At 46.0% G+C, this 10,790-nt stretch carries 11 protein-coding genes and 2 pseudogenes; 7 read left to right on the top strand and 6 right to left on the bottom strand.

Annotated features, from left to right (window positions below):
- Positions 1-126: 126 nt before the first annotated feature.
- The 3 genes and pseudogenes from QZ938_RS33115 to QZ938_RS21870 form a co-directional block, all read left to right on the top strand.
- Positions 127-285, top strand: coding sequence for a zinc ribbon domain-containing protein (locus QZ938_RS33115; protein ID WP_363318874.1), 159 nt, complete (start codon positions 127-129; stop codon positions 283-285).
- 289 nt (positions 286-574) lie between these two features.
- A pseudogene (locus QZ938_RS21875) lies at positions 575-827 on the top strand (transposase); the annotation flags it as partial.
- Positions 828-983: 156 nt separating this feature from the next.
- Positions 984-2,023, top strand: a pseudogene (locus QZ938_RS21870) (IS701 family transposase); the annotation flags it as partial.
- Positions 2,024-2,441: 418 nt separating this feature from the next.
- Here QZ938_RS21870 and QZ938_RS21865 read toward each other — a convergent pair.
- A complete protein-coding gene (locus tag QZ938_RS21865; RefSeq protein WP_293149964.1) occupies positions 2,442-2,657 on the bottom strand; it encodes a hypothetical protein in 216 nt (71 codons plus the stop codon).
- Positions 2,658-2,701: 44 nt separating this feature from the next.
- Complete coding sequence (locus QZ938_RS21860; protein ID WP_293149962.1) at positions 2,702-2,935, bottom strand: hypothetical protein; 234 nt, start codon at positions 2,933-2,935, stop codon at positions 2,702-2,704.
- A 400-nt stretch (positions 2,936-3,335) separates the two neighbouring features.
- Between QZ938_RS21860 and QZ938_RS21855 the strand changes: the two genes are divergently transcribed.
- Positions 3,336-5,084: a hypothetical protein gene (locus QZ938_RS21855; protein WP_293149958.1), complete on the top strand. Its 1,749-nt coding sequence runs from the start codon at positions 3,336-3,338 to the stop codon at positions 5,082-5,084.
- A gap of 397 nt (positions 5,085-5,481) precedes the next feature.
- On the opposite strand, the gene QZ938_RS21850 is transcribed toward QZ938_RS21855, so the two are convergent.
- Together QZ938_RS21850 and cobS are read right to left on the bottom strand one after the other, a co-directional pair.
- Complete coding sequence (locus tag QZ938_RS21850) at positions 5,482-5,781, bottom strand: hypothetical protein (protein WP_293149956.1); 300 nt, start codon at positions 5,779-5,781, stop codon at positions 5,482-5,484.
- Between the two features lie 167 nt (positions 5,782-5,948).
- Positions 5,949-6,746 carry an adenosylcobinamide-GDP ribazoletransferase gene (gene cobS, locus QZ938_RS21845; RefSeq protein WP_293149954.1) on the bottom strand — a complete coding sequence of 266 codons (798 nt, stop codon included), beginning with the start codon at positions 6,744-6,746 and terminating at the stop codon, positions 5,949-5,951.
- 259 nt (positions 6,747-7,005) lie between these two features.
- Between cobS and QZ938_RS21840 the strand changes: the two genes are divergently transcribed.
- From QZ938_RS21840 to QZ938_RS21830, 3 genes are all read left to right on the top strand, one after another.
- The gene (locus tag QZ938_RS21840) at positions 7,006-7,455 is read left to right on the top strand and encodes a hypothetical protein (RefSeq protein WP_293149952.1); all 450 of its coding nucleotides are present in this window, start codon (positions 7,006-7,008) and stop codon (positions 7,453-7,455) included.
- 221 nt (positions 7,456-7,676) lie between these two features.
- Entirely contained in the window at positions 7,677-8,807 is a 1,131-nt protein-coding gene (gene tgt, locus QZ938_RS21835; RefSeq protein WP_293149951.1) for a tRNA guanosine(34) transglycosylase Tgt, read from the top strand.
- 60 nt (positions 8,808-8,867) lie between these two features.
- Positions 8,868-9,005, top strand: coding sequence for a photosystem II reaction center protein K (locus QZ938_RS21830; protein WP_293149949.1), 138 nt, complete (start codon positions 8,868-8,870; stop codon positions 9,003-9,005).
- 226 nt (positions 9,006-9,231) lie between these two features.
- Here the strand turns inward: QZ938_RS21830 and QZ938_RS21825 are convergent, their stop codons facing one another.
- Both QZ938_RS21825 and QZ938_RS21820 read right to left on the bottom strand, forming a co-directional pair.
- Positions 9,232-9,786, bottom strand: a complete 555-nt coding sequence (locus QZ938_RS21825) for a glutathione S-transferase family protein (protein ID WP_293353236.1) — start codon at positions 9,784-9,786, stop codon at positions 9,232-9,234.
- 315 nt (positions 9,787-10,101) lie between these two features.
- Positions 10,102-10,683, bottom strand: coding sequence for a manganese efflux pump MntP family protein (locus QZ938_RS21820; protein ID WP_293353234.1), 582 nt, complete (start codon positions 10,681-10,683; stop codon positions 10,102-10,104).
- Positions 10,684-10,790 lie beyond the last annotated feature (107 nt).

The raw sequence follows: 10,790 nt of genomic DNA, 5'->3' as shown, positions 1-10,790 counted from the left end.
AGTCCGAACAGCGGGTTAAACCCGACTTATTAGGTGTCAGACTAGGAGCCGGATGCAGTGAAAGCTGCACGTCCGCGTTCTGAAGGAGAGGTGTCCTGTGGTAACACAGGCATCGACTCTAATTGAATGAGAGGTGGGGAAAGTGATTTCCCCATCGACTCTAACTCTAGTTGTGGGAATATTCAAGATATGCCGCTTAAAAAACGGACATATGATTGTTGTTCGTGTGGCATATCTATCGATCGCGATCTGAATGCCAGTCTGAACATATCAAGGTTGGCTTAACCTTGAAAGCTCGTTGAGGGATAGCCGCTCCGATGCCCCCGATGAAACGAGAAGTAATGACTAGACTTGTCTAGGATTTATATAGCAGTAATTAAAGTATTGGAGCGTCGAAGTCGTCCCAAATAGTCGAGCGCCCAACTCGCGTGGCTCTGTACTTTTTTGCAGCCGTTAAAAGTGACAGATAGACTCTGCTTTGAGGGGACAAGTCTTATCGGGACTTAAACAGAAAATACGATAAAAATAGGTTATAATGTTTACATAGCAAGCATATAACGTTAAAAAATGACCCATGAAAGAGACAACCCCTGCGGCGATGCCCCCCTGCTTCGATAGATGGTGTCAAAGATTTGACGATATTTTTGGTCATCTTGCCCAAAAACGAGAGTTTAGGAACTATTTAGGAGGATTATTGGGAGAAAGTGAACGAAAAAACCTGTCGCAGATGGCAGAAAACGCCTTGGGGAGTAACCTACCACAAATTACATCATTTTTTAACAACAGCGCCTTGGTCATTCAATGAACTCAATCAACGTCGCTTAGACCAATACTTCGGACAGTTTTTTGACGACTCTGTAAGCGTTACAGCGTAAGCCCTGGCATTTTTAATGGTTTTTTTAAAACTCAGGACGCTTACTTAAAGATTGAAAAAATACTCATCCCTATAGCCATCAAAGGTTTGAGATACTCAATTATATCTAAAACTGTCCGAAGTATTGTTAGACGTAATGAATCAATGTAATCAAACCAAGATTAGTCGAGGATTCAGCCTAATAATAGATGATTCAGGACACAGAAAAAGTGGTAACTTTACCGACGGTGTAGGAAGACAATACATCGGACAACTCGGAAAAACCGACAATGGGGTAGTAGTAGTTACCAGTCATCTATATGATGGCAAAAAGAGCCTGCCATTAGATATTGAATTGTATAAAAAAGCCGACTCATTACCCTCCGGAAAAGATGATCCAGACTTCAAGAAAAAGCCAGAAATAGCCATAAATTTAATCGACAAGACCTGCTTCGAGAGGCTATAAACCAGGAATAGTCTTGATGGATTCAGGGTATGGTAATAACACCAGTTTTTTACAAGAATTAGAAAACCGCAAATTAAAATATATCGGAGGACTTGCCAAGAATCGCAAAGTAATAATTCAAAAAACAGTAGAGGAAACAGAAGAGATTCGAGTAGATAATTTAGCTAAATCCTTACCTGTAGAGGCTTTCACAAAAATTCAACTGTCTTTAGAACGACCGAGAACAGTATGGGTAGCAATTCAATTCGTCGAATTATCAAAATGCACGGGTAAGAAAGTAATGGCTATCGTCATGAATGCAGAAACTTTCGATACCGCCACTGAAATAGATTATTTGATGAGTAATGCTGACTCGTCAATAGCGACAGAGGAGTGGATAGTAAAAACTTATTCAGAAAGAAATTGGGTTGAAGTTTTCTATCGGGAAGCCAAGGGATGGTTGGGATTAAATGAATATCAAGGAGCGAGATGAAACCAGCCTGAAAAGACATTTCATTCTGGTATTTTGTGCCTACACTTTCATTCTCTGGCATAGGTTAACAGGAGGATTAAGGCGTACATGGGCAAACAAACCTTTAAACACCTTTACTCAGGCACTCGAAGCATTTCGGACAGCCATATCTTTTAGGTTTGTAAAATGGTTGAACCAAAATTGGGACGTATTCTCCGCTTATAAAGCCAGTTTAGGCCTTGTTTGGGCTTAAAATTTGTTTAAGTCCCGTTATTTGCGATTAGATTATCATCTAGCCATAAATAAGTTAATTTTGTGAAAGGTTTCATGGGTATTATGTCTGATAAGTTATCATCGTTATAATTAGGTACGTAGTTGGGCTTTAGCCCTCTTTTTATATAAAAAGAGGGCTAAAGCCCAACTACGTACCTTTTATTTATATAACAGTTGCATCCCAGATGCTATCCGACCTTTGAGCGATGCTTTAGGTAGTTTAAAGTTTATTTTTACGACAATTAAACTGCACTGCTTCGCTCGGGGGAGTAGGGGTAATCTGCCTTAAGTTAACGGTATTGCGTTATAATAATTAGGGAAAAACAAACTTATAATATTAGTTAATTGTCAGGCATACTAATCAATGTGTGTCCAGCCCAAAGACCGAATAAACACGATTAATTTTTTCCATAAATAGTGGGCAAACTTATCAATTCCAAAGACTCTTGCCGCACGCGACCCGCCATCGCAGCTAACTGCAAGCTCATAAAAGCATTCAAATCTTCCAAATCACACTTTGACGAGGAAAAAATATGCTGCATTTCATTTTCCGCTTCTAAACTCAGATATCCAGCGTCAATAGCTTGTTTTACAACTTCACGAATCAGCACGATCGAAATGTTCCTTACTAAAATTCAAGGTGTCCAAAGCAAAATAATTACCAACAAGCAGTTTCCGAGGCGGTCTCCCCAAATATTTCAAATTGTTTGAGTTCGCGAGACTCTTGTTTTACCAAGCCGGACATGGCTGCTAGTTGCAAATTCATAAAAGCATTTAAGTCTTCCAGGTCATACTTTGTGGTGGTTAACATCCGCCGCAGTTGATTTTCGGCTTCCAGACTTAAATAACCTAGGCTCAGAGCTTGTTGGGCGAGATCGCGAATCAGTACCATAACACTTCGGAGTTTTATTTGTTGAATAGCCTCAGTATCAACGGTTTTCACTGACTCCGCAGTGACGGCTATTGCTCAATTTGTGTGACATTTTTAAGGGCCGGCCGTGACAGCCGGACTCGCAAAGTGTGACTAAGTGTTTGCACGGGTGTGACATGGATCACGAGGGAGAGGGGTTCAACAGTTGACAGTTGACAGTTGACAGTTGACAGTTGGGGGAGATTGGAAGATTGGGAGATTGGGGGAGAGGGGGGGAGGGGGGAGAGGGGAGCATTTTTCTTCTTCTTCCCTGGAACTAATAACTAATGACTAATGACTAATGACTAATGACTACTGCCTTCTACCTTCAGAAGGCTCTCACCGTCTATAATCAGCAAGTTAAATATTTACGGCAAGACCTATGGAAGCACCACATAAAGATTTGTTACAACAAATAGCCAGATTATCGGAAACTTATGCTAATTTAGCCGATCGCCTGTCAAGAGCAGCCACACAACTGCAAGACTCGGGCTTTCCTCCCTCGGACAGCTTACTTCAAGAAATTAGCGCCTACAGCCGAAACTTTGCAGAAGTCCAAACAAAAGCACTCGAGCTCAATAAATCCGCCCTTGCCCCAGGGGAAATTGCTTCCCTCAAAGACATTCAAAACTTAGTCGAGACAGCCACAGCTTCCGCAGGTAAAGCAGGAATTCGCGACGCAGCTTTGCAAGTGCTCGATCGAGTATTGGCGATCGCCCACCGCGAACAAAGCGACTTCGCGCCCTTACAATCAGTTCATGGCAGAGCTCGGGAACTTCACCGCGCCATTTCCGAATCAACCCCGACTCAACTGCATTCCGACGCAGAATCCTTAGTTAGCGGCAAACACCCAGTTGCAGCAGTCCTCGCCCTGGTGGAACAGCAAGACAAACTAGATGACGAACAGTGGGTGATTCTCGAAGAAACAGTCAGCGCCGCTTTTGGGAAACAAATAGCCGTCGCCATTTCCCGAGGCAAATTAACCATTTCCCAGATGGTAAAAGCAGCACCTGCGAAAGTCGAACCAGTATTTCAAGCAGCAACGGAACCAAAAATCAGCGCCGAACCTCTGCCCGAAGTTATTATCATCCCGTCGGGAAATGTCGCGCCGAAACAAGTTACAGTTGCACCACAAATCCAAATTTTGGAATCTCCCGCCGCGACGGCGCCCATGCACGAGGTGATTATCGTTCCTAGTGTGGAAGTACCTAAATCTCTCCAAGCAACCGGTTTCGGCAACATTGTGTTTGGGGCACCTCGCGAGATTCAACAAGTGCCTGTAGAGGGCGGTTTGGGATTGAAAGTTTTGGCGCACATTCAAGGAATTGGCGATCGCACTTTTAGCGCTCAAGAATACGCTGGCACTAAGGGTAAAGGCCTCCGCGTTGAAGGATTTCAAATTAATATCGAGCCACAAATTTCTGGCTTAACAGTCGAGTATATGGCTCATGTCGAAGGTGTTGGCGATACCCCTTGGATTAGCGAAGGGGGATTAGCCGGTTTTCGCGGTAAAGCGAAACGAATTGAAGGATTTGCCGTGCGGTTGAGTGGGCCGCAAGCTGATAAGTATGACGTATTTTATACTGCTCACATTCAGAATATCGGCGACACCAACGTGTCCTCCAACGGCGAATATTGCGGCACTCGCGGCAAAGGTTTGAGAATAGAAGGGATCAGGGTTTGGATTGCGCCGTCTGCGAGTTCTCAAGTTGTGGGGCCTGTGGGTTTGAAAGTGTTGGCGCACATTCAAGGAATTGGCGATCGCACTTTTAACGATAAAGAATACGCCGGTACCAAAGCTCAAGGCCGCCGAATCGAAGGTTTTCAAATTAAAATAGAGCCTCCGGTTCCCGGTTTAAATTTGCAGTACATGGCTCACGTTGAAGGAGTTGGCGATACTGCTTGGATTGAGGAAGGGGAATTAGCCGGTTTCCGGGGTAAAGCCAAGCGCATTGAAGGATTTGCCGCACGGCTGACTGGGGCGCAAGCTGATAATTACGATGTATTTTACACCGCTCACATTCAAAATGTGGGCGATACTCCTGTTGGTTCTAACGGTCAATATTGCGGCACTCGCGGCAAAGGTTTGAGGGTTGAGGGGATGACGTTTTGGGTTGAGCCGAAAGCGTAAAGATTGAGAATGAATGGAAAATTTGCTGCTGCATTTTCCATTCATTTAAAACCGGAATCTTTTAGTCAATCAGCATAAATACTGCGATAAAGTTTGTAGTGAGGACTTCAGTCCTAATCAAAGGAGAGAGGACTGAAGTCCTCACTACGAACCTCATAAAGTTTGTAGTGAGGACTTCAGTCCTCATCAAAGGAGAGAGGACTGAAGTCTTTACTACAAACCTCATAAAGTTTGTAGTGAGGACTTCAGTCCTCATCAAAGGAGAGAGGACTGAAGTCCTCACTACAAACCTCATAAAGTTGGTAGTGAGGACTTCAGTCCTCATCAAAGGAGAGAGGACTGAAGTCCTCACTACGAACCTATTTATTTAATTGTCGTCGTGACTTTTGAAATGATATTAATGGTGCAGCAGGTGCGATAAGCTTTCAGCAGCATGGGCGATCGCACTTGGAGTAGCTTCGCAACCCGCGGCTTCGGCGGCACAGTGGCTGGCGTGGAGTGCGTGTCCGACTGTTTTCGCCCCAGAATCGATCGCGCCGTCAGCTACAAAACCATTAGCTTCGTACTGGCCCATTTCGGCTTGCATCTTCTTGTTAAACTCAGATTGATTCGGTTCCCAGTTGCGGACTGTTTGGACAATCTCGATCCCAGCCCAAATCAGCATTCCCAGAACGATCGCACCAATTAAATATTCCATAGCTTTTTAGAAGATTGAGGTTTGCTGTATCTAATCTAGCGCGGCCATTGCCAGCAAACAGGATGAAAATCCTTGCTGTTGAGTGCGGATTTCCACCTCGCTTGTCTGCGGAGGCAGACTTCGTTTGTGTGCTCGCGTTGCTAGCGATTTCAATCGCCAAATTATCTTTACCCTTGCAATGCCGCCAACAGACACAACAACAAAGCCTCAGTCCACTCGACTACAGCACCGTAAGTATCGCCCGTGTGGCCGCCCAAACGGTGGTTAAACCAGGCACCCGCAAAAATTCCGATCGCACTTCCCCCCAAAGCCATCCCCACCGCCAACAGCCAGCGATCGCCCTCCAAGACAACTTGCAGCACGCTCAAACTTAGCAACAACAGCACTCCTGGGATAAAATCAAAAGGTGAATAAATCGATTCTTTATGAAAAGCTCCCTTACCCTCCGGGCGGAGATACGGATAGCGGGCGATCGCCACCAGTTGGCCCCACCTCCCCCAACCCGCCACACCCATCAAAGCCAACCACCGATAGTTACTCAAGTCCGAGAGGGCGGCAGTTTTGAGCAGGACGATCGCGATCGCAGCCATCGCTCCAAAGGCCCCTGTAACACTGTCCCGCATCACTTCCAGCCTGCGAACCGGGTCGGGGACGGCCAGTCCGTCCGCCGCGTCCATAGCCCCGTCTAGGTGCAGCCCGCCAGTGATGGCAATACCCAAAACTACCACCAAGGCCGATCGAGTCAGAGCAGGCATACCCAACAACTGCAAGCCAAAATCCGCCAGTCCCAGCATCCCGCCTATCAAAAGCCCGATCGCCGGTGCCAAGCGAGCAATGCCCCGAAACTCCAAAGTCCAAGACATCGGTACCGGCAAGCAAGTATAAAAAGCGACTGCGGCTGCGATGGCAGCACCTTGATTCCGGAAAAAGTCGATCGTAGAGCGAACCAATTTATCATCCATCATAAGATAGAAAATTTTTCATCTTGTATGCGGTTGCTAATTCATTAGCCTGTGCCAGAATTGGAACTGTAACACCCAAGTCCTTTGGATCGGGTATTCCTCCTGCCCGAGTTCTTTTCCCCGGAAAACCTCTGCCGGCAGCGATCCCGAAGATCCCAATCTAAAATGGCTAAACTCACTACCCGCGTTTCCCGTACCCAGAATTCTAGCTAACTCCATGACTTCCTAGACGGGAACATACTACAACAGAGGCTTTTGCTCCATGAGTCACGACCAATTGAATAACAGGGTAGTTGCTCCTTGCATCATCGATACTGGCATTGTCGTCAACAAACGCGATATCAAAAGATTGCTGTTTGATTTAGGACGTGTCCGTTACGTTCACATACAAGATGGCAAGATTTACAACGAAGGGGAAGGTTATGTGCTCGAAGTCTTCGCGAATCCCGATCGCTCTACTCTGATTGCCAACCACGCGCTTTATTTGAACGTATATAGTTTTGATTACCTGGAACTGAAACATTCTCCTGAAGAAGGTGCTTATTTTGACCTGATTCAAGAGGGACGGCAGTTGAGGTTAATTCCCCTTTCCAATCCTTTGCAAGAGCAAGTCGCCCGGAATTTAAATGCTGCGGCTTTAGATGCGGTGGTCGATCAGGTACTCTCAGGGAACTGGGATCTGCAATTGGATGAGGATGATTCCCCGTTTTAATCGTCAGTCAGTCGATTTTAGATTTTAGATTTTAGATTTACTCGCAGCGCCGTGAATATCGGAGGTAGAACTAAAATCTAAAATTTTTTGCCCTCCACGACAATTGTCGGAAACTTGTCTCCGTTTTTGGGCGGGGTCATGGTTTTTTTTGTCGCGATGTCAACAACAATAGATTAGATAACACGGACTGCCCATTACGGGTGAACGATCGACGGTGACTAATGACTGAAGACAAGGCAAAATTTTCTTTTAAATGTCAGGCTAATTGCAGCCATACCCAAGCACGTGCAGGGGTTTTTTCGACTCCCCACGGTATTGTGGAAACGCCTAAATTTATGCCGGTGGGGACGCTGGCTAATGTCAAAACCTTGACACCAGCACATCTTGAGGACGCGGGCTCTCAAATGGTTTTGGCAAATACTTATCACTTGCACTTGCAGCCCGGGGAAGCGATTGTCGCAGGCGCCGGCGGATTGCACAAATTTATGGCTTGGCCTGGCCCGATTCTGACGGATTCGGGCGGCTTTCAGGTGTTTAGCTTGAGCCAAATGCGGACTATTTCTGAGAATGGGGTGACTTTTCGAGCTCCCCGCGACGGCCGCATCATTAATTTAACGCCGGAAAAGTCGATCGAGATTCAGAACGAGTTGGGCGCTGACGTGATTATGGCCTTCGACGAGTGTCCGCCTTACCCCGCTACACGGGATGAGGTGGAGGCGGCTACAGACCGCACTTACCGCTGGCTGCAACGCTGTATGCAAGCTCACTCGCGCCCGGAGCAAGCTTTGTTCGGCATCGTCCAGGGGGGCGTTTTCCCCGATTTGCGATCGCGCGCGGCGAACCAGTTGATAGACTTAGATTTGCCCGGTTATGCGATCGGCGGAGTTAGCGTCGGCGAATCGGGGGATTTGATCGCAGATATTGTGAGAGTTACTGCGCCGCTGTTACCGGCAAATAAACCCCGTTATTTAATGGGGATTGGCACCTATCGCGAAATGGCCTTGGCTGTGGCGAGTGGCGTAGATATGTTTGATTGCGTGATTCCGACTCGGTTGGGCCGTCACGGGACAGCTTTTGTGCGCGGGGAACGCTGGAATTTGAAAAATGCTCGGTTTCGGGAGGATTTTGCTCCGTTGGATGAGTCTTGTCCTTGCTATACCTGCCAAAAATTCAGCCGGGCTTATTTGGCACATTTGGCGCGGGCGAAGGAAGCACTCAGCTATACTTTGCTGGCGCTGCACAACGTGACGGAGTTGATTCGCTTTACCGGGAGGATGCGGGAGGCGATTTTGGCCGATCGATTTACTGAAGAGTTTGCCCACTGGCTGGCACCAACTGTCGATCGATCGTGATTGGCTTTGGTGAAGATATGCGACAATTATGAAAATTCTGTTGGATAGGTAGGTTGATTCATGGAAGCTGCATTACTGTTGGCTAAACTCCCCGAGGCTTATGCGATCTTTGATCCTTTGATTAATGTTTTGCCAGTGATTCCCGTGTTTTTCTTGCTGCTGGCTTTTGTCTGGCAAGCGGCTGTCGGGTTCAGATAAGTTTCATTTCATTAAAAACAGGGGCAATTCACCAATTGTCCCTGCTTTTAGCTGTTAAGTTTTGTGGGGACGCAAGAAAATACTCTTGTCCCCCCCTTTTTCAAGGGGGGCTAGGGGGGATCTGGGCTATAGCGTCAAACAGTAGTCTGGCACTACATAAGACGTTAAGTTGACACTAATGCCCTCTTCCTTCTTCCGACTTCCCTCGGACTTCTTCCCTTTTCCTTCAACTCCCGCCCATCGCAATTTTAAATGCCGGTCTTTCTGAGATCCGCTTCATGTAATCTAAAACAGCCGGGTAAGGACTGAGATCTACCTGTAGCATCATCGGAATGTAAATCAACATCGATCCGACTGCTGCGTCAGCGACACCGAATTCATCGCCCATTAAAAACTGCTGTTTCTCGAAAATGCGATTTAAGGGCTGTAACAATTTCGGGGTTTCGCGATCGCGGCTGGCTTCGACAAATATTCCCGGGCCGAGAGTGGCGTTAGCAAAGATGACCCACTGCACAATTTCGGCTTGTTTTTCCACAGTGTCGGGCATCTTACCATATTTTTGAGCTAAATACAGCAAAATTGCCCCGGATTCCCAAAGTTTAAAATCTCCGTCCACAATAGCAGGCACTTTGCCGATCGGATTAATTTCGAGAAACTCTGGCTGTAAGTGTTCCCCTGCTTGCATATCCAGCAGGACAAATTCGTAGGGAACCGCTATTTCTTCAAGATACCACTTGACAATTGAGGCCCTGCTGCGGGCTCCGCCGTAAAGTTTCAACACAAATTTTTTCCTTAAATGCAATATTGCTGTTATAGCATTTTTGGTCGGTTGACTGTTGACTGTTGACTGTTGACTGTTGTCAGTTGACTGTTGACTGTTGACTGTTGGTGATTGGGAATTGGCCATTTGAAATTAGAACCTTCTGAGACTGCTGATGTTACGGTGGAAAAAACGACTAATAACTAATAACTAATAACTAATAACTAATGACTAATAACTAATGACTAATGCCCAATGCCCAATGCCCAATGCCCTATGCCCTATGCCCCATGCCCTATGCCCCATGCCCAATGCCCAATGCCCCATGCCCAATAACTACTGACCCATAATTAATGGCACTTCTGTTAAGTGTAAAAACAAGATTCTGCTGCCAATAAAAATCAAAATTGCCCCGCCCAACATCTCAATTTTATTAGCAAACAAGTTGCCGCACTTGTGACCGATAAACACGCCTGCAAAAGCTAAAAAGAAAGTAATAAATCCGATCGCAGCTACCGCCGGAGCGATAGAATCTTTCAGGACGGCAAATCCGATGCCAACAGCGAGGGCATCGATACTCGTCGCTACCGATAGCATTATCAAAGTCCCCGTATCTAAGGGATTAAACTTTTTCTCGCCTTCTTCGGTTTGCAGCGATTGGTAAATCATCCTACCGCCAATGAAACTCAAAAGCCCGAAAGCTATCCAATGGTCGATCGCAGATATCAAGAAACTAAAAGTCAGACCAATTAACCATCCGATTACGGGCATCACAGCTTGAAAACAACCGAAAAATAAGGCGATTTTCAAAGCTTTATTGACTTTCATGTGTTTGATTGCTATACCACTTGAAACAGCAACAGCAAAAGCATCTGCTGCTAATCCCAAGGAAAGAAAGACGGTAGTGCCTGCATCCATTTTTGTTAACTCTGAGATGTTATAAGTAAATATTCTCACCGACTGTTTTAGTCTACACTAAACTTTAGTAAAACAGCAATATTTCATAATCCATTCATTTTTAAGTC

Origin of the sequence: Microcoleus sp. CAWBG27, assembly GCF_020883145.1 — a bacterium.
Classification (GTDB): Bacteria; Cyanobacteriota; Cyanobacteriia; order Cyanobacteriales; family Microcoleaceae; genus Microcoleus.
Note: the sequence above shows the minus strand (reverse complement) of the source record. Positions and strands in the feature narration are given on the sequence as shown.

What these genes read in the sequence shown, in the direction of transcription:
- QZ938_RS33115 (WP_363318874.1), top strand. Translation starts at nt 127, where the DNA reads ATGAGAGGTGGGGAAAGTGATTTCCCCATCGACTCTAACTCTAGTTGT.
- QZ938_RS21860 (WP_293149962.1), bottom strand. Translation starts at nt 2,935, where the DNA reads ATGGTACTGATTCGCGATCTCGCCCAACAAGCTCTGAGCCTAGGTTAT.
- QZ938_RS21840 (WP_293149952.1), top strand. Translation starts at nt 7,006, where the DNA reads ATGAGTCACGACCAATTGAATAACAGGGTAGTTGCTCCTTGCATCATC.
- tgt (WP_293149951.1), top strand. Translation starts at nt 7,677, where the DNA reads ATGACTGAAGACAAGGCAAAATTTTCTTTTAAATGTCAGGCTAATTGC.
- QZ938_RS21830 (WP_293149949.1), top strand. Translation starts at nt 8,868, where the DNA reads ATGGAAGCTGCATTACTGTTGGCTAAACTCCCCGAGGCTTATGCGATC.
- QZ938_RS21850 (WP_293149956.1), bottom strand. Translation starts at nt 5,781, where the DNA reads ATGGAATATTTAATTGGTGCGATCGTTCTGGGAATGCTGATTTGGGCT.
- QZ938_RS21855 (WP_293149958.1), top strand. Translation starts at nt 3,336, where the DNA reads ATGGAAGCACCACATAAAGATTTGTTACAACAAATAGCCAGATTATCG.
- QZ938_RS21820 (WP_293353234.1), bottom strand. Translation starts at nt 10,683, where the DNA reads ATGGATGCAGGCACTACCGTCTTTCTTTCCTTGGGATTAGCAGCAGAT.
- cobS (WP_293149954.1), bottom strand. Translation starts at nt 6,746, where the DNA reads ATGATGGATGATAAATTGGTTCGCTCTACGATCGACTTTTTCCGGAAT.